This is a genomic window from Methylocystis sp. (genome assembly GCF_051061225.1).
In the GTDB taxonomy this organism is placed as follows: domain Bacteria; phylum Pseudomonadota; class Alphaproteobacteria; order Rhizobiales; family Beijerinckiaceae; genus Methylocystis.
In genome coordinates this window covers 23,756-44,153 of the sequence record NZ_JBPFEB010000028.1, presented here as the reverse complement: position 1 = coordinate 44,153, position 20,398 = coordinate 23,756, and the positions used below count along the sequence as shown (strand labels likewise).

Genomic DNA, 20,398 nt, shown 5'->3' with positions numbered 1-20,398 from the left:
TGCCCGGTCCCTCAATTCGGGGAATATACCTAAGGGCTCGCCATATCCTATTCGGCGCTCAGCCGCGCCGTGGCGCCGTCGACGTCGAGACGGATGCGGACGAGATCGGCAAGCGTGCGCGCGCCCAGCTTGGTCATTGCGTGGGAGCGGTGGATTTCCACCGTACGCAGCTTGATGCCGAGTTGCGACGCAACCTCGCGATTGCCGTGGCCGTCCAGAACCGCGTCCACGACATCCCGTTCCCGCGCGCTCAGCGACCGAAAGCGGGCAAGCACATCCTTCTGGCGCTGGGCGCGCTCGACGCGCGCACGGCTCTCCTCGAGCGCGGCGGAAACCGCGCCGAGAAGCCGCTCGGGAGGCGCCGGCTTTTGCAGGACATCCGCGGCGCCCTCCTTCATTGCTTTCACGGCCAGCGGCACATTGGCGTGAGACGACAGCAGGATGATCGGCAGCGGCTCGCGAAGGGCCCGCAGCCGCGCCATTACGCCGTCGTCGACGGATTCAAGATCGACGAGAAGGCAGGCCGCCGGGTCGAGCGCCGGCCTGGCAAGAAAGGACTGAACGTCCTGAAAATGCTCAATTTTGTAATCGACGACAGAAAGCGGCGCAGCGATCGCGTCCCGCTCGCCCTGCCCGGCGATGAGGTAGACAATCCGCATTGGACACCTTGAAGGTAGCCATGAATGTCTATCCTTCTACCATATGCTCCCGTTTCAGTTGAAGGTTATTTTGACGCAGCCTTAACAATTGTTATTCAGATTTGCGGCGACCGAAGTCCGGCGCAGCCGTATCCTGCCCCTGTTCGACGATGGAGCGGCGGATGGCGCGGGTGCGGGTGAAGAAATCGAAGAGCCCCTGCCCGTCGCCGCGACGGATCATGCGCTGAAGCACGCTCAGATCCTCGTTGAAGCGCCCCAGCATCTCCAGCACCGCCTCGCGGTTGCTCAGGAAGATGTCGCGCCACATGGTCGGATCGGAGGCGGCGATGCGGGTGAAATCGCGAAAGCCGGACGCCGAGAATTTGACGACTTCCGAACGCGTATCCTCGCCGAAGTCGTCGGCCGTGCCGACGATGTTGTAAGCGATCAGATGCGGCAGATGGCTCGTCAGCGCGAGCACCCGGTCATGGTGCTCGGGGCTCATGGCCTCGACCCGCGCGCCGATGCGGGTCCAGAATGCGGCAAGGCGGGCGACGGCGGCGGGATCGGCGTCGCCGGGCGGCGTGAGGATGCACCAGCGGTTCTGGAACAGAGTCGCGAATCCCGCGTCCGGCCCGGAGAACTCCGTCCCGGCGATCGGATGGGCGGGGATGAAATGGACGCCGTGCGGCACATGCGGCGCCACTTGCGAGACCACCGCCCCCTTCACCGAGCCGACGTCGGACAAGATGGCGCCCCGCGCGAGATGCGGCGCAAGCTCGCCCGCGACCTGCCCGCAGACGCCGACCGGCGTGCAGATGATCACGAGATCGGCCCCCGCCAGCGCGCTAGCGGGATCGCCGCTCGCCTCGTCGGCGATGCCGAGGTCGCGCACCCGCGCCATGACCTGCGGCGAGGCGTCGAGGATGGAGACGGCGCGGGCGGCGGCATAGTCCCGCGCCGCGCGGGCGAGGGAGGAGCCGATCAGGCCGGCGCCGACCAGCGCGACCCGGTCGAAAACCGGCTCAGCCATTGGCGGCCGCTTTCCTGTCCTCCATGAAATCGGCCAGCGCGGCGACCACCGCCTCATTGGCCTCCTGCACGCCGATGGTCAGGCGCAGGAACTCGCCCATGCCATAGGCGCCGATGGCGCGCAGCACGAGGCCGCGCGACGTCAGGTAACGATCGGCGTCGGCCGCCGTGCGGCCGGGTTGCGTGGGGAAGCGGATCGCGACGAAATTGGCGACGCTCGGCAGCACTTCGAGCCCCAACGCGCCAATTTCCTGCGTCAGCCAGGGCAGCCATTTTTCATTATGCGCGATCGCCGCCGCGAGGTGCGCCGCATCCTGCACGGCCGCGAGGCCCGCCGCGCTGGCGGCGGTAGAGACATTGAACGGCGAGCGAATGCGGTTCAGCGCGTCGATCACATGCTGGGGGCCATAACCCCAGCCGAGGCGCAGGCCGGCGAGACCGTAGATCTTCGAGAAGGTGCGCGTCATCACGACATTGTCGCGGGTCTTGGCCAGGGCGAGGCCGGACTCGTAATCCTCCCGCGTGACATATTCGGCGTAAGCCGCGTCGAGCACGAGGAGCGTCTGCGGCGGCAGGCTGTTCGCCAGCCGCTCGATCTCGCCCTTCGGCAGATAGCTGCCGGTTGGATTGTTCGGATTGGCCAGGAAAACCACTTTCGTCCGCTCGGTCACGCGGGCGAGGATCGCGTCGACGTCGGCCGTGTACTGCGTCTCCGGCGCGACGACGGGAACGCCGCCGGCGGCGAGGGTCACGATCTTGTATTCGAGGAAGCCATATTGCGTGTAGAGGCCCTCGTCGCCGGGGCCGATATAGGCGAGCGCCAGCAATTCCAGAATATTGTCGGACCCCGCGCCCATGATGACGCGGGCCGGATCGAGCCCGTGAACGGCGCCGATGGTCTCGCGCAGCTTCAGGGAGGAGCCTTCCGGATAGAGGGCGATCTCATGCGCCATGTCGCGCAAGGCCTGGACGGCGCGCGGCGAGGGGCCGAGCGGCGTTTCATTGGCCGAAAGCTTGAAGACGCGGCCGGCGCCGGGCGCGCCCGCCTTGCCGGGCACATAGGCGTCGATCTCCAGCACGCTGGGCCGGGGGATGGGACGCGGCATGATCATCAGCTCCTTGGCGCGAAGACGCCGCTGCGCGCCTCATTGAGTTCATAACGGATGGCGTGGCTGCCGATCGGCTCCACGACGGCGTCGGCGACGCCCGCCGCCGCCAGCTCCGCCGCGAAACGCGCCGCCTCGACGCGGCCGGGCGCGGCGACCATCAGCGACAGGCCGCCGCCATGCGGGGCGCTGGCGAGGATCTCGCCCTCCAGCGCCGAAACAACCGCCGGGATCGCATGCAACCAGCGGGCGACGGCGATCGCGTAAAGCAGAATGTCGCGCGAGGCCGCGTCCGCCGCCGGGCGGGCGACGATCAGGACCGGCAGGCCAGCCGGATGGTCGGGCCGTTCGACGAAGGGCAGCCGGGCGATGATCTTGGGCGTGTTCTCGCCCACGAGCCGCGTCCACCAGGCGCCTTCCAGCGGGCCGGTGGCGCGCAACATGCCGAGGTCGCCCCTGGAGGCCGACACGGCGTCGATCACCGCGCCCGCGCTATGGTGCGGAATGTAGGGAACGGTGAAGCCGAAGTGGAAACGGGCACTGTCGCGCATCTGCGCGTCGCCGCCCGAGTCGTCGGCGTGGACGGCGTAATTGGCCTGCACGTAAGTGAAGGTCGAGACGATCACCCGCCAGACGCCTTCGACCGCGTCCACCGGCAGAAGCCCGCGATGACGCTCGACCAGCGCGCGCATCATCTGCGCCTCGCGATCCGGCCGGAAGGCGCAGCCGCCCCCCTGGGCGCGCTTCACCTCGATCAGCCTGTCGATGATTTCGCCGCGCGCCATCAGCAGCCGATGCATCTCGAGATCGATGCGGTCGATCTCGCCGCGCAATTCGGCAAGCATGTCGGTGGCGGATGTCGGCTGGGGCGTGTCGCGCATGGCGTTTCTCTTAGGCCAGCGGACGGCGAGAGTGAAGAGGGCGCCGCGCGCCCGTCGCCTCTTGTCCGCTCCCCCGCTCGAGCTTCCAGGTGACAAGGTCGCTTGCGGCCCCGGACAGGCTCTTTAAGCTGGCCGCAAAACTGGAGGTGAAGACATGCAGTCCAAATTCGTCGCGGGCCTCGCCCTGCTCTGTCTCGTCGCCGCGCCCGCCGCCCGCGCCGATGGGGTCGATCTCAAGGGTTTTCACGGCAATATCAAAGCCGAGCTTTCGGACCTCGGCCATCTCTCGGAGCTCAACGGCAAATACCGCCTGCGCGTCACGGAAGTGACCATGGACCCCGGCGGCTACATGCACGCCCATCACCATCTCGGCCCGGGCCTGCGCTGCATCCAGTCCGGTGAAATGAAATATGAGATCAACGGCACGGCGACCATCTACAAGGCCGGCGATTGCTTCACCGAGACCGGCGCGACGACCCACGAATCGAGCAACGTCGGCGCGGGCCCGGTCGTGTTGCTGAATTTCGAACTGCTGCCGGCGTCGATCCCCGATGGCAAGGGCTCGATCATTCCAGCGCCGTCCGAAGACGAGCATCATCATGAGCATCCGTAGCGGTTCGCGCCGGCGGCGAGGCCCCCTCCCTGTCCCTCCCCCGCTTCGCGGGAGAGGGGACGCTCACGAACAGCTTTCTGGATGAAGGCCCGAATCCACCCCTCTCCCGCCATAGCCCGTCTGTTGGACGGGCGTCTCCAAAGACGCCCTATGGCGGGGGAGGGTTGGGGAGGGGGCTGGCGGCCTCTATCTGCGCCGCGCCAGCGCCGCCGGCTCGACGCCGTCCCAGCGGCATGTGAGCCCGTCGCGTCGCGCTTCCAGGGCGGACACCATCGCGACGACGCCCCCCTGCCCTTCCGCCAGCCGGGCCGGCAGCACGTCGGCGGCGGAGAAGCGCTCGGGCGCCCCGGCCGCCTCGGCGGCCTTGTTGCACGCTTCGACGAGGTCCAGCCCCGCCCGGCGCGCGATGCGGACGGCCGTCTCCTCGCCGCCCCACGGCAGGAAAAACCACAATGCCATCAGCGCCAGAGCGCCCGCCGCCACCCAAAGCCGCCACATGCCGCCTGCTCCCTACAGGGTCTTGCCCAGCCGCCCGGCGAGGTCGGTGACGAATTGCCAGGCGACCCGGCCCGAGCGCGCGCCGCGCGTCATGGCCCATTCCAGCGCCTGCGCCCGGATCTCGTCCGGCGGGGCGTCGAGGCCGAAATGGCGGACATAGCCGGAGACCATGGCGAGATAATCATCCTGGCTGCAAGTGTGGAAACCGATCCACAGGCCGAAACGGTCGGAGAGCGAGACCTTCTCCTCGACCGCCTCCTTGCCGTGGATGGCGTGGGCGCTTTCGTTTTCCACCATGTCGCGCGGCATCAGATGCCGCCGGTTCGAGGTGGCGTAGAAGAGCACATTGGCCGGCCGCCCCTCCACGCCGCCTTCCAGCGCCGTCTTCAGCGCCTTGTAGCTTGTCTCGGGACCGTCGAAGGAGAGATCGTCGCAAAAGACGATGAACTGGAAGGGAGCCCCCGCCAGCGCGCCGAGAAGATCGGGCAGCGCCTCGATGTCCTCGCGATGGATTTCGACGAGCTTCAACCGCCCGGCGCCCGCCAGCGCCCCATGCACGGCCTTGACGAGAGAGGATTTTCCCATGCCGCGCGCGCCCCACAGCAGCGCATTGTTGGCGGGAAGCCCCCGAGCGAAGCGCTCGGTGTTGGAAAAGAGAATGTCGCGCTGGAGACTGATCCCCTCCAGCAGGGCGAGATCCACGCGGTTGATCTTCCCGACCGGGTGAAAGGTCGACCCGGCCGCCCTCCAGACGAAGGCGTCGGCGCTGGAAAAATCCGGCTTTTCGGGCGGCGGCGGCGCGAGGCGCTCCAGCGCCTCGGCGATGCGGGAGAGGTGGGCGGCGATTTCGTTCGTCGACATGAGCCTTGCGCGTTCCCTGACCATTGAGGCTGATTTTACGGCATAGCCGGATTATACCCTGTCACAAAGGCCGCATCAGACGGCCCGCTGCGCGGCGCCGCGCCACGCCCCCTCTTCCCGCCTGCGGGGAGAGGGGGCGTGGCCGGTCGGCGCCTGGTTGAGGAAACGCCTTTGACGCTGGATGCTGACGCCCTCATCGGACGGGCAAAGATCATCATCACCCCCTTCGACGCCGAGCGCGCCCAGAAGGGCCTCGACCGCGTGCTCGAAAAGGACGCCGACGGCGCGCTCGCGGCCGTCCTCGCGACGCATCCGAAGGCGCGCGATCTTCTCTCCGGCGTCTTCGGCTCCTCGCCCTATCTGACCGATCTCGCCGCGCGCGGCCCCGCCCGCCTCGCCGCCGCGCTCGCGGCCGATCCCAAGACCCGCGTCGACGCGCTGATCGAGGAGGCGCGCGCGCTGGAGACCGACGACGAAGCCGAGATCATGCGCCGCCTGCGCCTGATCAAGCAGGAGGCGGCGCTGATCATCGCCGTCGCGGACCTCTCCAAGGCCTGGGAAACGCTTCAGGCCACGGAGGCCCTCACCCGCATCGCCGACGCGACGCTCTCCGCCGCCATCCGCTTCACGCTGCGACAGGCGCATCTTTCCGGCAAGCTGGAGCTCGCCGACCCGCGCGATCCCGAACGCGGCTCGGGATGGATCTTCCTCGGCATGGGCAAGGGCGGCGCCTATGAGCTGAATTATTCCTCCGACATCGATCTCATCGTCTTCTTCGACCGCGCCCGCGCCCACGTCGCCGATCCGCTGGAAGACGTCGATCTCTTCGTGAAGCTGACCAAGCGCATCGTGAAGATCATGAGCGACCGCACGCCGGAGGGCTATGTGTTCCGCACCGATCTGCGGCTGCGGCCCGATCCCGGCGCGACGCCCATCGCCATTCCGCTGGAAGCCGCCCTCTCCTATTACGAGAGCATGGGTCAGAACTGGGAGCGCGCCGCCTATATCAAGGCGCGGCCGGTCGCTGGCGATCTCTACGCGGGCGAGGAATTTCTGAAAGAACTCGCGCCCTTCGTCTGGCGCAAATATTTCGACTTCGCCGCCATCGCGGACGTGCATTCGATCAAGCGGCAAATTCACGCGCACAAGGGCCATGGCAAGATCGCCGTCATCGGCCACAACATCAAACTGGGCCGCGGCGGCATTCGCGAAATCGAATTCTTCACGCAAACGCAGCAGCTCATCACCGGCGGACGTGACAAGCGGCTGCGCGGCCGCGCCACTCTGCCGATGCTCGATCAGCTCGTCGACAGCGGCTGGGTGGAGCCGCAGGCGCGCGACGATCTTCGCGAGGCCTATCTGTTCCTGCGCGACGTGGAACATCGCATCCAGATGGTCGCCGACGAGCAGAAGCACACGCTGCCCGACACGCGGGAAGGCGTCGAGAACATCGCGCGGATGATGGGGTTTGCCGGCTACGAGGCCTTCGCCGAGGCGCTGCTGAAACGTCTCGACGTCGTGCAGGGCCATTATGCGCGGCTCTTCGAGAGCGCGCCCGAATTGTCCTCGACGGAGGGCAATCTGGTCTTTACCGGCGACGACGACGATCCGGGCACGATCGAGACGCTTTCCGGAATGGGCTACGCCGACCCGAGGATGGTGACCGCGACCATTCGCGGCTGGCACTTCGGCCGCTACGCCGCGACGCGCTCGACGGTGGCGCGCGAACGTCTCACCGAGCTGACCCCCATCCTGCTCGAAGCGCTCGCGGCGACGGAAAACGCGGATCAGGCTTTTCTCGCCTTCGACAAGCTGATTCAGAAGCTGCCGGCAGGCGTGCAACTGTTCTCGCTCCTCGCCTCGCAGCCGCGCCTGCTCCATCTCATCGCCGCGATCACAGGATCGGCGCCGAAGCTCTCGGCCACGATTTCGAGGCGGCCGCGCGTGCTCGACGCGCTGATGGAGCCGGCCTTTTTTCAGACTGTGCCGACGGAGGCCGATCTGCGCGAGCGCCTCGCGCTGCAATTTACGGAGGCGCGTTCCTATGAGGACGCGCTCGATCGCGCCCGCATCTTCGGCCAGGAGCAGAAATTCCTCATCGGCGTGCGCGTGCTGACCGGCTCGGTCTCGGTGGCGGAAGCCGGCGCCGCCTATACGCGTCTCGCGGAAGCGCTCATCCATGGCCTCTTCGCGGAGGTCTGCAAGGAATTCGAAAAGGCGCATGGCCGCATCGAGGACGGCGCGGCGGCGGTGGTCGCCATGGGCAAGCTCGGCGGCCGCGAAATGACCGCCGCCTCGGACCTCGATCTCATGCTGCTCTACGATGGCGACCCGCTGGCCGAATCCGTTGGCGGCGCGCGCGCGCTCTATACGCCGCAATATTACGCGCGGCTGACGCAACGCCTCATCACCGCGCTGTCGGCGCCCACGGCCGAGGGCCTGCTCTACGAAACCGACTTCCGCCTGCGGCCCTCGGGCAACAAGGGGCCGATCGCCGTGAGCCTCGCGTCCTTCGTTCATTACCAGGCGGAAGAAGCCTGGACATGGGAGCACATGGCGCTCACCCGCGCCCGCGTGATCGCGGGACCGGCCGGTTTCGCGGGCCGCGTGGAGACGACAATCCGCGAGGCGCTCGTCGCGCCCTGCGACGCGGGCAAGCTGAGGGACGACGTCCTCTCCATGCGCAGGCGCCTCGAGGAGGCCAAGGGCTCGGATAATCCCTGGGAGGTCAAACAGGCGCCGGGCGGGCTGATCGACATCGAATTCATCGCGCAATATCTGATGCTGCTGCACGGGGCGGCGCATCCGGAGATTTTCTCGCCGACGACCCCGCTCGCCCTGCGGAACCTGCGCGACGCGGGCCTTCTCGACGCCGGCGCGGCCGAGACGCTCGAAGCGGCTTCCAGCCTTTATCAGGGTCTGACGCAGATTCTCCGCCTCGCCGTCGATGGCGTGTTCCGCCCGGCCGACTCGCCGCGTGGTCTGACCGACCTGCTGCTGCGGATCGGCGACTCCCCCGATCTGTCGCATCTGGAGGCGCTGCTGGCCGAGACCGAAAAAACGGTGCGAGAGGCGTTTTCCGCGATCGTGGGCCCGGTTGCCGGGGCGAAAATCGGAAACGGGGAGTTGTCAGACAAGGCGCCCCCGGCATAGATACGGCCAACGCGTCACGCAGGATCCTTGCGCGCCCGCCGTGGCGGCCGGCTTTTCCGGGGCTCTCGCCTCATTATTTGGAGCAAGTCATGTCTAACGCCCGCAAGTTTGCCCGCGTCGCGCTGGGCGCGATCGGCGTCGCCCTCCTGGCGGCCGCCGTTCAGCCCGCGCAGGCGAAGGTTCTCGCCAAGGTCAATGGCGTCGAAATTACCGACGACGATCTCAAGATCGCTCTCGAAGACCTTGGCCCCGGCATTCCGCGTCAGCTCGAGGGCAAGGCCCGCGACAGCTATCTGCTTGATTTTCTGATCGACGAGCAGCTCGTCGTGCAGAAGGCGCAGGCTGACAAGCTCGCCGAAACGCCGGACTTCGCCAAGAAGCTCGCCTATCTGCGCGACAAGGCGCTGATGGAGACCCTGCTCGGCGACGTCGCCAAACAGGCCGCCACCGACGCGGCGATCAAGGCGACCTATGACGAGGCCGCGAAGGCCCAGAAGCCCGAGACCGAATATCACGCCCACCACATCCTCGTCGCCAACGAGGACGACGCCAAGAAGGCGCTCGCCCGTCTCAAGAGCGGCGAGGACTTCGGCAAGGTCGCGGCCGAACTCTCCAAGGACCCGGGCTCCAAGGGCGGCGATCTCGGCTGGTTCACCAAGGACCGCATGGTGCCGGAATTCGGCGACGCGGTCGCCAAGATGAAGCCGGGCGAACTCTCCGAGCCGGTGAAGAGCCAGTTCGGCTGGCACGTCATCAAGCTCGACGAGACGCGCCCGAAGACCTTCCCGCCGCTGGATCAGATCCGCGAGCAGGTCGAGCGCTATGTCGTGCAGAAGGCCCAGAGCGACCTCGTCATGAAGCTGCGCGAGGGCGCCAAGATCGAGCGCACCGACCAGCCGGCCGACGCCGCCAAGGACGCCAAGGCTCCGGCCGCGCCCGCCGCCAAGAAGTAACGAGCGCGCGCCCGCGGCGACGCGGGCGCGCCCCTCGACATTGATCTTGACGTCGCCGCACGGCGACGCCACACCCGGCGCAATCCTCCCTCTTGCACCGGTGATTCGATGGCTCACGACGCTCCCCTCTCGCCGCTGGCGCCCAAGACGACGCCAGACGTCCCCCCGCTCGACGGCGTGCGCTTCGCCGCCGGCGCCGCTGGCGTCCGCTACGCCGGGCGCACGGACGTAATGCTGGCCATCCTGGACGAGGGCGCGGCGGTCGCGGGCGTCTTCACCAAATCCAAATGTCCGTCGGCCCCTGTCGACTGGTGCCGCGCGAAGCTGAAGGGCGGCAAGGCCAGGGCGCTTCTGGTCAACTCCGGCAACGCCAACGCCTTTACCGGCAAGGCCGGCGCCGACGCCGTCAAGCTGTCCGCCAAGATCGCCGCCGCCGCCACCGGCGCCAGCGAGCGGCAGATTTTCATCGCCTCCACCGGCGTCATCGGCGAACCCCTCGACGCGAAGAAATTCGACGGCGTGCTGGACAAGCTCGCGAAACAGGCGCGGCCCGACGCCTGGCTCGACGCAGCCAAAGCCATCATGACGACGGACACCTTCCCCAAGCTCGCGACCCGCACGGCGAAGATCGGCGACGTGGAGGTGACGATCAGCGGCATGGCCAAGGGCGCCGGCATGATCGCCCCCGACATGGCGACCATGCTCTCCTTCGTCTTCACCGACGCCCCCATCGCGGCCGAGGCCCTTCAGGCCATGCTTTCCAAGTCCGTGCAGGGGTCGTTCAATTCGATTACCGTCGACAGCGACACCTCGACCTCCGACACGCTGCTTCTCTTCGCCACCGGCGCTGCGAAGAAGCGGGGGGCGCCCAAGATCGAGAAGGCCAGCGATCGGCGCCTCGCCGCCTTCAAGCGGGCGCTCGACGAGGTGCTGCTCGACCTCGCCCATCAGGTGGTGAAGGACGGCGAAGGCGCGCGCAAATTCGTCGAAGTGACGGTGACGGGCGCGGAAAGCGCCAAAGCCGCAAAGCGCATCGCGCTCTCCATCGCCAATTCACCGCTGGTCAAGACCGCGATCGCGGGCGAGGACGCCAATTGGGGCCGCGTGGTCATGGCGGTGGGCAAATCGGGCGAGCGCGCCGAACGCGACAAGCTCGCCATCTGGTTCGGCGGCGTGCGCGTCGCGCACAAGGGCCTGCGCGATCCCGCTTACGACGAGCAGGAAGCGTCGCGGATCATGCAGCGGCAGGAGATCGTCATCAATGTCGACATCGGCGTCGGCTCGGGGTCCGCGACCGTGTGGACCTGCGACCTGACGAAAGAATATGTCGCGATCAACGGCGATTACCGGAGCTGACCGCGCGAACCCCGGAGATCACGCCCGACGTTCGTTTCGCTCCCTCGCCGCTCGGCTTGCGCGGGAAGAGGGTAGCTGGCCGGCGAGCCCCATACCTCCCCCTCGCGGGGAGGCCGGCGGTCGAAGACCGCCGGGTGGGGGTCTCGCCGCTCCGGCGCTGTTGCTGCTGATCCCCACCCGACGCCGCTTCGCGGCGCCACCCTCCCCGCAAGGGGGAGGGAGAGATCACGCCCAGCGTTCGTTTCACCCCTTCGCACAGCCCCGATGACAATCAATCTTGAGCTGTGCAATAATGCGCCCGCTTTCAGTGGGAGTTATTGCGTATGCTCGTCACGCGTCTGTTTCCCGCCCTGTTCCTTGCCCTGTCCGCCTGCAATTCCGCCCCGCCCCCGGACATCCGCTTCGACGCCGCAGAGGCCGCTTTCATCGACAAGCCTGGCCGGACAACCATCGTCGGGCAGGCCTTTCTCCCCGACAAGACCGGCCATATGAATGTCCGCTATGCCGCGGGCGAAACGATCCGCCTGATCCCCGCCACCAGCTATGCGCGGGCGCGGCTGGACTATTATTTCCGCGGGGCCAAATTCGCCCCGGCCTTCTCGATCCCGAAAAACGATCCCGACCCAGATTACGTCGCTCATACGCGCACGACCAAGGCGAGCGTGACCGGGCGCTTTTCCTTCGAAGGCGTGCCGCCGGGGGAGTATTTCATTTCGACGCAAGTCGTCTGGAAGCCGGACGGCGCCTGGCTCTCGGAGGGCGGGCTGATATATGAGACGGTCACCGTGACCGGCGCGGAGACGGAGCCCGTGCGGGTCATCGTCTCCGGCAAATAAAGGCTCGCCATGAAACTTCTTCTCGTCGTCGCCGCCGCGCTCGTCGACGCCGACAATCGCGTGCTCATCGCGCAGCGACCCGAGGGCAAGCAGCTTGCCGGGCTGTGGGAGTTTCCCGGCGGCAAGCTCGATCCCGGCGAGCGTCCGGAAGACGCGCTGATCCGGGAGCTGGCCGAGGAGCTGGGCATCGCCGTCAAGGCGCCCTGCCTCGCGCCGCTGACCTTCGCGAGTCACGCCTATGAGGATTTTCACCTCCTCATGCCGCTGTACGTGTGCCGCAAATGGGAGGGCTTCGTCGCGCCCGCCGAAGGCCAGGCGGTGAAATGGGTCCGCGCGCGCGATTTGCGCAACTACGACATGCCGCCCGCCGACTCGCCGCTGATCGCGCCGCTGGTCGATCTTCTGGGATAGAGCGCCGACATCGTCTCGCCATGTGAGCGGCCTAGCGTCGCGTCATGGCAAACGCAGAAGCGCACCGAATCGAACGAGGCCGGCGCGAGCTCTACAAGCTCGGCAAATCGCTGCGAGACGGCGTCCCGCGAGACGCCCTCGCGGATTACGATCCGCCGCCCTCGCGCGACCCGCTCGCGATCATCGAGACGACCCTCGCCGATCGGCTCCCGTCGCTCCGGCCGTTGCGTCGTGATCTGATGTCGGAATCGGCTTTCGCCTTTCTGCGCGGCACGGCGGATGTCATGGCCTTCGACCTGGTCCATCAGCGCGCTCCGGGAGTCCGCGCGCAGGCCGGCGGCGATTGCCATCTGATGAATTTCGGCGCCTTCCTCTCACCCGAAGGAAACGTGCTGTTCGACGTCAACGACTTCGACGAGACGCTTCCCGACGTCGACATTGTGCATGACCTGCGGCGTCTGGCGACGAGCGTCGTCGTCGCCGCTGACGACATGGGCTATTCCCGTTCACAGGCGCGCGACTTCGCGCGCCGCGCCGTCAAATGCTACCGGGAGCGCATCTTCCAGCTTGCCGTCATGTCGCCGCTGGAAGTGTGGAACGTGCGGGTTCCCCTGCGCGACATGGTCGGGACGCTGCGCGATCGCGTGCTGCACGACAGGCTGAGCACGGCGATCTACACCGGCAAAGGGCCGGAAAACCGCATCGACGGCCTCCCCAGGATCGAGAAGACGGACAAGGGTTGGCGCATCGTCGAAAAGCCGCCGAAACTCTCCCGCTTCGAGCGGATGAGCGACGGCGAAGCCGACATGGATATTCCGGCTCTCTTCGAACAGTTGATCCGGCAAGGGCTTCAGGAGCCGGTCGCGACGCTGTTTCGCCGCTACAGCCTGTGCGACTGCGTCTTCAAGGCGGTCGGCGTCGGCAGCGTCGGCGTCTTCTGCGCCATCGGCCTGTTCATGTCCGACGACGAGCAGCCGCTGGCGATGCAGATCAAGGAAGCCAAACCGTCCGTTCTGGAGCGCTTCGGCTTCGGACGCTGGGACGGCTCTCAGGGCAAGCGGGTGATCGCGGGGCAGCGGGTGATGCAGGCGGCTTCCGACATTTTCCTCGCCAGCGCCGACTCCTCCGACGCCGCCAGGCGTTTTTACATGCGTCAGCTCAAGACGCGCCGGCTCGGCTCGATCTCCGAACTGCTGAAGGACAAGGCGTTCCCGAGCTACGTCGAACTGTGCGGCGGAACGCTCGCCCGCGCCCATGCGCGCTCCTCGCAACCGGCGATTCTCGCCGGCTATCTGGGGAAAGGCGAGGCGGTCGACGACGCGCTCGCCTCTTTCGCGATGCTTTACGCACGGCAGATCGAGTCTGATTTCGAGACGTTCCGGCTGGCGCAGGGCGCCGCGACCTCCGACAAGACAGCGGCGGTCTAGTCGCGGAGCATGGCGTAGCTCGCCGGAATGGACAGCGACCAGATGAGACCGTCCGGCGGAAAGCTGAGCGTCGCCTCCCCTTCGAGCGCCATGGCCACAAGCCGCTTGATCACCTTGTGGCCGAACCCCTCGCGCGGCGGCGTCGCGAGGGCGGGCCCGCCGCTTTCGCGCCACTCGATGGTGAGGCGGCCGTCCGCCAGCCCCCATTTCAGCGAGATGCGCCCCTCCGGCCGGGACAACGCGCCATAGCTCAACGCATTGGTGGCGAGCTCATGCAAGGCGAGGCCGATGTTCTGCGCGGCCTCCGGCTTCAGCATGATCTTCGGCCCCTCGATCTTCGCATGCTCGCCGACGCTGTCCTTGTCGACGTCGAGACAATAGGCCATTTGCGCGCGCACCAGATCATGCATGGAGGCGCCGCGCCAGTCCTGCGAGACCAGCAGATCGTACGCCATCGAGAGGGCCTGCAACCGCGCGCTGAACTTGCGCTGGAATTCCTCCACGGACACGGCCTGCGCAGCGGTCTGCCGCGACATGGCCTGCACCACGGCCAGCAGATTCTTGGAGCGGTGGACCAGTTCGCGCAGCAGCACGCGAACATGCTGCTCGCGCGTCTTGCGTTCGGTGATGTCCCGCGCCGTGCCGAGAATGCGAACGGCGCGGCCGTCTTCAAAGAATGTGCGGCCGCGGATCGACACCCAGCGTTCGATCTTGTCGTTCACGCCGATGACGCGGTACTCGATCTCGTAATGGCCGTCATGGCCCGGATCGAGCGCGAGACCGACCGTCTCCTTGCTGCGCGACCGGTCCTGCGGATGCAGCGCCCCGCGAAAGACCTCGAAGCTCGCGGGGTCGTCTTCCGCAAGCCCCCAGAGCTGCCGCACCCGCGAATCGAGGTGGACTTCGCCCGTGACGAGGTTCCAGTCCCAGACGCCCGTGCGGCCGGCGTCGAGCGCGAGCCGCATGCGCTCGAGCGCAAGCGCCTGATCGCTGATCGCCTCACAGGCGCGCTTTGTCTCTGAAACTCCCCTGTCGCGCAGGAGATCGGCGTCTGTCACGGCTTCGCCCCGGATCGTCTCGCGCCCGGAGAATAGACGCCCGCGCGCCCCCTGAGAAGCGCTATCGAGCGCGCGCCAGGCCCACGCCTGCCCGCGCGCTGGGCAGCGGCGCGCTCACCACCGATAGGCGACGCCGCCGCGCGCGATCCATGTCCTGAACTGGTCGTTGAATTTCGCGCCGCCGCTGATATAGGCGCCCAGCCCCGGACCGACCGCCAGCATCGCCAGATTGCCCTTGACCTCGCCGTAGACACGGGCCAGCGCATCATCCCGCAGCGAGCCGCCCATCAGCTCCACCGCGCGGCCGCGATTGCTCGCGAACTGATCCCACAGGCGGCCCGTCACCGACGCCTCCAGCAATTGGCCGGCGAGCGGAAGCGTCGCGCCCACGCGCCCGCCGAAGCCGCCACGGAAATCCTCGCCCACGCCGAACCGCGCCTGCGCGCCCATCGCGGCAAGCTCGCGCAGATCGCCCATCCGGGTCGCGGAATAGGTGAACGTCGCAATGGGCTCCAGAAAAACGCGCTCCCAATCGTAGCGATAGCCGACGTTCCACACGCCGCCCAGCGTGTTCGCCGTCGTCCAGAGCGACTCAAATCGACCCAGCGGCACGCCCAGTTGCAGGCTCAGCAGATCCGCCTTGAACAGACCGTCCAGGAAAAAGCCGTTCTTCATGAACGTCGCCGTGGCGCCGACGCTGCCGCCCCGCGCGCGGAAGAAGTGGCCGGCGTGGAAATTGACATCCGTTTCCACGAAACCGCCGAGGACGCCGATATTCGCCTCGCCGCCCCAGAGCGGGAGCGCATAATCGGCCCCGCCGAGAAGCCCGAAGCTGTTCTGGCGATAGCTCAGATCGAAGGAGAACAGGCGCGGCCCGATGGCCGTCGAGACGACATTCGAGCGGGTCGTCCACGCGCCCAGCGGTTTGACCCAGGCGGAGATCAGCCGTCCCGTCGTCGCCTCTGGCGCGGACGGCGGCGCCTTGCGCGACGGGAGGCTCTCGACCGGCCGCGCCGCGGCGCGAAAATGCGAGTCGCGCAATTCGGTCTGGCGGTCCTCCCACATCAGAGCCGTTTCCTGCCACAGCGCCTGCATGGTCGTCGTGGCGACCGGGAGGATGCGCGCCTTGGGCGACGCGTCGCTGTAGAGCGAATAGCAGGACGCCGCCCCGTCGCAGCCGACGCCCGGCCCCCTCGCCAGCACGAAGTAAAAAAGCCCCGTGTCGATCACTGGCGCGCCGTTCACCATCGTGAAGCCCGGCGACGCAGGGTTCAGCACGAAACCGCCGCTCGTGTCGGCGCCGGTGATCTTCACCACCGTGACGCCGAGCCTGTTCAGCGCGCCGCCCATGCCCAGCGCATCGCGCACCAGCACCGGCGTCGTCGCGCCCGTCGCGGGGCCATTCACGATCAGTCGGTCGGCGACCGAGCCTGGCGGGCCGAGCTGCGCGTCGACCATCAAGGAACTGCCGGCGAAGGCGTTGAACGCGCCGTTGATCGTCGCCGTATTCGCTACGCTGTGCGCGCCGTCGTTTTGCAGATCGATCAGCCCGCTGTTGTCGAAAATGAGCGACCCGCCTGTCGCGGAGAACGCCGCCCGACCGATCGCGGCGCCATTGACAACCTGAATCGCGCCGCTGTTCGACACGGCGTTGGCGCCAGCGCCCATGTCGACCAGCGTGTCGCCGACCGCGATGATCCGCCCCGCATTGGCGATGCTGTCGGCGCCGCCGTAGAAATTGCTTTGCCCCGATGTCCGCCACAGGCCGCCAGCGACGTTCTGGAAAAGGTCGCTGGCGTCCGTCATCGCCATGCGGCCGATGATCGCGCCGCTGTTTGCGAGCGAAATTGCCCCATCGCCGCGCGCGCCCGCGGCAATGGCGAAGGCATTCGGCGAGACGTCAGTGGAACGGATCACGCCCGAATTGACGATGTTGGCCGACGCCGCGAAGCCAGCGCCGAGCGGATCAATGGAGATCACCGCAGAAGCGGCGCTCTGCCCGGAGCCCTGCGCCAGACCTGCGTTCACGATCTGCGACTGACGCGCGCCCGCCGGAAAATGGTCTATGGCGATGGCGGCGCCGCCGGCGGCGACAATCCATCCAAAATTGGCGATCGCGAGCGCGCCGTCCCGAGCCGACGCATGAACGCCGCCGCCGGTCGCCGCGATCGACCACGTGTTATTGACAGCGACATTCCCGATTCCCGACGCAATGGCCACAACGCCATCGCCGTTGCCGGCCAGAATCGAGCCACTGTTGTCGACAGTGACATTGCCGCCCGCGCCGCCATAGGTGAGAAGACTTTGCGCAATGACGCCCGCGGACCCGACGATCGTTTGCGTATTGGCGACCGTGACGTCGCCGCTCGCGCGCGCGTAAGCCTCCACGCCGCTCGACGTCGCATGGATGGCTCCGTTATTGACGATGCCGATCGAGCCGCTGCCAGCTCCGTTGTTGATGTAAAACGTCTCGGCGTAAACGCCCCGCCCGCCGACGGGCGCGCCGGCGGCTCCGATGGTCCCATTGTTGGTGATTCGCACCGCGCCGCCGAGGAACCCCGCGGCAGGAGACCACGTAATTGAATCTGACATATAGTGATGCGCCTCGACGCCGTTTGTCGCCGCCGCGACGGCGCCGTTCGAGACGATGGAAATGTCCGCGATGAAATTCGGCAGGAGTTCGGCGACGCTGGGCTCGTTGATCGCGGCGTAGACGCCGGGACCGTTGCCGCCTTTGAGGAAGCTTCCTCGGGACGTGCCGATGGATATCGCGCCTTCGCCGGTCGTCGTGGCGGAGACGCCAAAATTCGAGCCGGTCACGGAGACGGGGCCGAGTTCCTGATAATAGATGTTGGTGATGCGCCTCCCGCTCAAAGCCACGCCATCGGCGGTGATCGAGGCGCCGGGCAGGAAGGTGACGCTCGCCGTGTCAATGTTGAGGGACACGGCGAGATTGAAGCCGGCCGTGGCCCCGCTGCAAATATATCCGATCGCGACGGCAGGATCGGGCGTGCAGATCGCCCACGCGCGCGTCGTCGTCGCCAGGACGACAGACGCCGCCATCGAGAGCGCGACGCGCGCCGATGTTTTGGAGAAGCGCAGAACGGACAATGGGCGACTCCCCAAAAGCATGCGGCTAAGCTTAAGAGTGTTTCGTCTCTGAAGCAACAAATCAGCGGATGAGAACGTGAATGAAGTCACTTCGCTAATGCAGATAAGGCGATAAGCAGTCGTTCCTTGCGTTGGGCGCCGCCGGGCGCGCGGCGTTCGCAAGCCGTTTACAATCAATGCTCATATCACCGCGGAGAATTTGTTTGGTTCCGTCACAGACGAAAAAGGCCTCGGCGTATCGCCGAGGCCTGATATGACAGAGGGCGAAGGCCGCTCCCCTACACGTCGACCAGCTCCGACACAAAGGCCGCCTTCTCCTGAATGAAGGCGAAGCGCGCCTCCGGCTTGTTGCCCATCAGCCGCTCGACGCAATCGGCGACTTCCTCGCGCTCCTCGTTGACGAGCATGACCTTCAGAAGCGTGCGCTTCGTCGGGTCCATGGTCGTCTCCTTGAGTTGCGCGGCGCTCATCTCGCCGAGGCCCTTGAAGCGGTTCGTCTCCACCTTGCCCTTGCCGGTGAGCACCGTGCGGATCAGCTCGTCGCGATGCGCGTCGTCGCGCGCGTAAACCGTCCTTGCGCCCTGCGTGAGCTTGTAAAGCGGCGGCTGCGCGAGATAGAGATGGCCGTTCTCGATGAGGCGCGGCATCTGCCGGTAGAAGAAGGTGATGAGCAGCGACGCGATATGCGCCCCGTCGACGTCGGCGTCCGTCATCACGATGACTTTCTCGTAGCGCAGCTCCTCGTCTCGATAATGCGCGCCGAGACCGCAACCCAGCGCCTGGGTGAGATCGGCGAGCTGCTGATTGGCGAGGAGCTTGTCTTTCGTCGCGGAGGCGACGTTGAGAATCTTGCCGCGCAGGGGCAGCACCGCCTGCGTCGTGCGATTGCGCGCTTCCTTCGCCGAGCCGCCAGCGGAATCGCCTTCGACGATGAACAGTTCGGACCCTTGCGCCGAATTGTTGGTGCAGTCGACGAGCTTGCCCGGCAGGCGCAATTTGCGCGTCGCCGTCTTGCGGGCGATGTCCTTCTCGGCGCGCCGGCGCAGACGCTCCTCGGCGCGCGTCACCGCGAAATCGAGCAATTTGTTGGCTTGCGTCGGCGCGGCGGCGAGCCAGTGATCGAAGGCGTCGCGCACCGTGCCTTCGACGATGCGGGCGGCCTCGACCGTCATCAGGCGGCTCTTGTTCTGACCCTGGAACTCGGGCTCGCGGATGAAGACCGAAATCATCGCCGCCGCCTGACCCATCAGATCGTCGGCGGTGACGTCCTTGGCGCGCTTGGCCTGATTGACGCGCTCGGCGTGATCCTTGAGCGCCTTCAGCAGCGCGCTGCGAAAGCCCGCCTCATGCGTGCCGCCGTCGGGCGTGGGGATGGTGTTGCAATAGGAATGAACGAAGCCGTCGTCTTCCGCGAGCCAGGACACCGCCCATTCCAGCGAGCCATGGCCGCCCTCGCGGGTCACCTTGCCGACGAAGGGCTGATCGGTGACGAGCTCCTTGCCCTGCGTCTCGCGGCCGAGATAATCCTTCAGGCCGCCGGGGAAGCGCAGCACGGCTTCGGCGGGCGTGTCGCTGCCGGGCTCGATCAGCGCGGAGTCGCAGCGCCAGCGGATTTCGACGCCGCCGAAGAGATAGGCCTTGGAGCGCGACATGCGGAACAGCCGCGCCGGCTTCCAGTGCGCGTTCTCGCCGAAGATCTGCGGATCGGGCCTGAAGCGCACGCGCGTGCCACGGCGGTTGGAGATCTTGCCCATCTCCTTGAGCTTGCCCAGCGGCAGTCCCCGCGAAAACTCCTGGCGGTAGAGCTGGCCGCCGATGGCCACCTCGACCTCGAGCTTCTCGGAGAGCGCGTTGACCACAGAGACGCCCACGCCATGCAGGCCGCCCGAGGTCTGATAGGCCCCGGAGTCGAACTTGCCGCCCGCGTGCAGCACGGTCATCACGACTTCGAGCGCCGATTTGTCCTTCATCTTCGGGTGCGGGCCGACCGGAATGCCGCGGCCATTGTCGGTGACGGTGAGCCAGCCCGCCGCCTCCAGCGTCACCTCGATGAAGGTCGCGTGGCCGGCGACGGCCTCGTCCATGGCGTTGTCGAGCACCTCGGCGAAGAGGTGGTGCATCGCGGCTTCGTCGGTGCCGCCGATATACATGCCGGGACGCCGGCGCACGGGTTCGAGCCCCTCGAGCACCTCGATGGAGGCGGCGGAATATTCCACGGGGGCGGATTTGGCGGCGGCTTTGGGCGCGGGCGCCTTGCGCGGCGCGCCGCCGAAGAGATCGGGTTTGGTGGCCATGTTCCATCTTAGCGCGATTCGGAAGCGGAGGGCATGGGCGCTCGGCGGGGCGCGGATGGGGACTCATGTCCTCATCGGCCGCGTTATGGTCGATGCCCCCCACCCGACCCCGCTTCGCGGGGCCACCTCCCCGCAAGGGAGAGGGAGGAGACGCCGACAGTTTATCATTC

General features: G+C 67.0%; 16 protein-coding genes. 7 read left to right on the top strand and 9 right to left on the bottom strand.

Annotated features, from left to right (window positions below):
* Positions 1-47 precede the first annotated feature (47 nt).
* The 4 genes from ACR652_RS05865 to ACR652_RS05850 all read right to left on the bottom strand — a co-directional run bounded on the left by ACR652_RS05865 (position 48) and on the right by ACR652_RS05850 (position 3,657).
* Complete coding sequence (locus ACR652_RS05865) at positions 48-659, bottom strand: response regulator transcription factor (RefSeq protein ID WP_434505587.1); 612 nt, start codon at positions 657-659, stop codon at positions 48-50.
* 91 nt (positions 660-750) lie between these two features.
* A complete protein-coding gene (locus ACR652_RS05860; protein WP_434505586.1) occupies positions 751-1,671 on the bottom strand; it encodes a prephenate/arogenate dehydrogenase family protein in 921 nt (306 codons plus the stop codon).
* Positions 1,664-2,776, bottom strand: a complete 1,113-nt coding sequence (hisC, locus tag ACR652_RS05855) for a histidinol-phosphate transaminase (protein ID WP_434505585.1) — start codon at positions 2,774-2,776, stop codon at positions 1,664-1,666. The genes ACR652_RS05860 and hisC overlap by 8 nt, the downstream gene beginning before the upstream one ends.
* 5 nt (positions 2,777-2,781) lie before the next feature.
* Positions 2,782-3,657 (bottom strand): chorismate mutase, encoded by an 876-nt coding sequence (locus ACR652_RS05850; protein ID WP_434505584.1) that lies wholly within the window; start codon positions 3,655-3,657, stop codon positions 2,782-2,784.
* Positions 3,658-3,811: 154 nt separating this feature from the next.
* On the opposite strand from ACR652_RS05850, the gene ACR652_RS05845 reads away from it, so the two are divergent.
* A complete protein-coding gene (locus ACR652_RS05845) occupies positions 3,812-4,270 on the top strand; it encodes a cupin domain-containing protein (RefSeq protein ID WP_434505583.1) in 459 nt (152 codons plus the stop codon).
* A 186-nt stretch (positions 4,271-4,456) separates the two neighbouring features.
* On the opposite strand, the gene ACR652_RS05840 is transcribed toward ACR652_RS05845, so the two are convergent.
* Complete coding sequence (locus ACR652_RS05840; protein ID WP_434505582.1) at positions 4,457-4,768, bottom strand: hypothetical protein; 312 nt, start codon at positions 4,766-4,768, stop codon at positions 4,457-4,459.
* Positions 4,769-4,780: 12 nt separating this feature from the next.
* Positions 4,781-5,629, bottom strand: coding sequence for an ATP-binding protein (locus tag ACR652_RS05835; RefSeq protein WP_434505581.1), 849 nt, complete (start codon positions 5,627-5,629; stop codon positions 4,781-4,783).
* Between the two features lie 171 nt (positions 5,630-5,800).
* On the opposite strand from ACR652_RS05835, the gene ACR652_RS05830 reads away from it, so the two are divergent.
* From ACR652_RS05830 to ACR652_RS05805, 6 genes are all read left to right on the top strand, one after another.
* The gene (locus tag ACR652_RS05830) at positions 5,801-8,782 is read left to right on the top strand and encodes a bifunctional [glutamine synthetase] adenylyltransferase/[glutamine synthetase]-adenylyl-L-tyrosine phosphorylase (protein WP_434505580.1); all 2,982 of its coding nucleotides are present in this window, start codon (positions 5,801-5,803) and stop codon (positions 8,780-8,782) included.
* A gap of 89 nt (positions 8,783-8,871) precedes the next feature.
* Positions 8,872-9,735 carry a peptidylprolyl isomerase gene (locus ACR652_RS05825; protein ID WP_434505579.1) on the top strand — a complete coding sequence of 288 codons (864 nt, stop codon included), beginning with the start codon at positions 8,872-8,874 and terminating at the stop codon, positions 9,733-9,735.
* A 108-nt stretch (positions 9,736-9,843) separates the two neighbouring features.
* The gene (gene argJ / locus ACR652_RS05820; RefSeq protein WP_434505578.1) at positions 9,844-11,091 is read left to right on the top strand and encodes a bifunctional glutamate N-acetyltransferase/amino-acid acetyltransferase ArgJ; all 1,248 of its coding nucleotides are present in this window, start codon (positions 9,844-9,846) and stop codon (positions 11,089-11,091) included.
* Between the two features lie 323 nt (positions 11,092-11,414).
* Positions 11,415-11,927 carry a carboxypeptidase regulatory-like domain-containing protein gene (locus tag ACR652_RS05815; protein WP_434505577.1) on the top strand — a complete coding sequence of 171 codons (513 nt, stop codon included), beginning with the start codon at positions 11,415-11,417 and terminating at the stop codon, positions 11,925-11,927.
* Positions 11,928-11,936: 9 nt separating this feature from the next.
* Positions 11,937-12,338: an 8-oxo-dGTP diphosphatase MutT gene (mutT, locus tag ACR652_RS05810; RefSeq protein ID WP_434505576.1), complete on the top strand. Its 402-nt coding sequence runs from the start codon at positions 11,937-11,939 to the stop codon at positions 12,336-12,338.
* Positions 12,339-12,382: 44 nt separating this feature from the next.
* Positions 12,383-13,765 carry a DUF2252 domain-containing protein gene (locus ACR652_RS05805; RefSeq protein ID WP_434505575.1) on the top strand — a complete coding sequence of 461 codons (1,383 nt, stop codon included), beginning with the start codon at positions 12,383-12,385 and terminating at the stop codon, positions 13,763-13,765.
* Here the strand turns inward: ACR652_RS05805 and ACR652_RS05800 are convergent.
* The 3 genes from ACR652_RS05800 to parE all read right to left on the bottom strand — a co-directional run bounded on the left by ACR652_RS05800 (position 13,762) and on the right by parE (position 20,228).
* A complete protein-coding gene (locus tag ACR652_RS05800) occupies positions 13,762-14,823 on the bottom strand; it encodes a sensor histidine kinase (RefSeq protein WP_434505574.1) in 1,062 nt (353 codons plus the stop codon). The two genes, ACR652_RS05805 and ACR652_RS05800, sit on opposite strands and share 4 nt — an antisense overlap.
* Positions 14,824-14,937: 114 nt before the next feature.
* On the bottom strand, positions 14,938-17,934 hold the full coding sequence (locus tag ACR652_RS05795) for a hypothetical protein (RefSeq protein WP_434505573.1): 2,997 nt from the start codon (positions 17,932-17,934) through the stop codon (positions 14,938-14,940).
* Between the two features lie 278 nt (positions 17,935-18,212).
* The gene (gene parE / locus ACR652_RS05790; protein ID WP_434505572.1) at positions 18,213-20,228 is read right to left on the bottom strand and encodes a DNA topoisomerase IV subunit B; all 2,016 of its coding nucleotides are present in this window, start codon (positions 20,226-20,228) and stop codon (positions 18,213-18,215) included.
* Positions 20,229-20,398: the final 170 nt, after the last annotated feature.

Excerpts from the sequence above, each read along its gene's own strand:
- ACR652_RS05835 (WP_434505581.1), bottom strand. The coding sequence starts at position 5,629 with ATGTCGACGAACGAAATCGCCGCCCACCTCTCCCGCATCGCCGAGGCG.
- mutT (WP_434505576.1), top strand. The coding sequence starts at position 11,937 with ATGAAACTTCTTCTCGTCGTCGCCGCCGCGCTCGTCGACGCCGACAAT.
- ACR652_RS05845 (WP_434505583.1), top strand. The coding sequence starts at position 3,812 with ATGCAGTCCAAATTCGTCGCGGGCCTCGCCCTGCTCTGTCTCGTCGCC.
- parE (WP_434505572.1), bottom strand. The coding sequence starts at position 20,228 with ATGGCCACCAAACCCGATCTCTTCGGCGGCGCGCCGCGCAAGGCGCCC.
- ACR652_RS05840 (WP_434505582.1), bottom strand. The coding sequence starts at position 4,768 with ATGTGGCGGCTTTGGGTGGCGGCGGGCGCTCTGGCGCTGATGGCATTG.
- argJ (WP_434505578.1), top strand. The coding sequence starts at position 9,844 with ATGGCTCACGACGCTCCCCTCTCGCCGCTGGCGCCCAAGACGACGCCA.
- ACR652_RS05850 (WP_434505584.1), bottom strand. The coding sequence starts at position 3,657 with ATGCGCGACACGCCCCAGCCGACATCCGCCACCGACATGCTTGCCGAA.
- ACR652_RS05815 (WP_434505577.1), top strand. The coding sequence starts at position 11,415 with ATGCTCGTCACGCGTCTGTTTCCCGCCCTGTTCCTTGCCCTGTCCGCC.
- ACR652_RS05825 (WP_434505579.1), top strand. The coding sequence starts at position 8,872 with ATGTCTAACGCCCGCAAGTTTGCCCGCGTCGCGCTGGGCGCGATCGGC.
- ACR652_RS05805 (WP_434505575.1), top strand. The coding sequence starts at position 12,383 with ATGGCAAACGCAGAAGCGCACCGAATCGAACGAGGCCGGCGCGAGCTC.
- ACR652_RS05865 (WP_434505587.1), bottom strand. The coding sequence starts at position 659 with ATGCGGATTGTCTACCTCATCGCCGGGCAGGGCGAGCGGGACGCGATC.
- ACR652_RS05860 (WP_434505586.1), bottom strand. The coding sequence starts at position 1,671 with ATGGCTGAGCCGGTTTTCGACCGGGTCGCGCTGGTCGGCGCCGGCCTG.
- hisC (WP_434505585.1), bottom strand. The coding sequence starts at position 2,776 with ATGCCGCGTCCCATCCCCCGGCCCAGCGTGCTGGAGATCGACGCCTAT.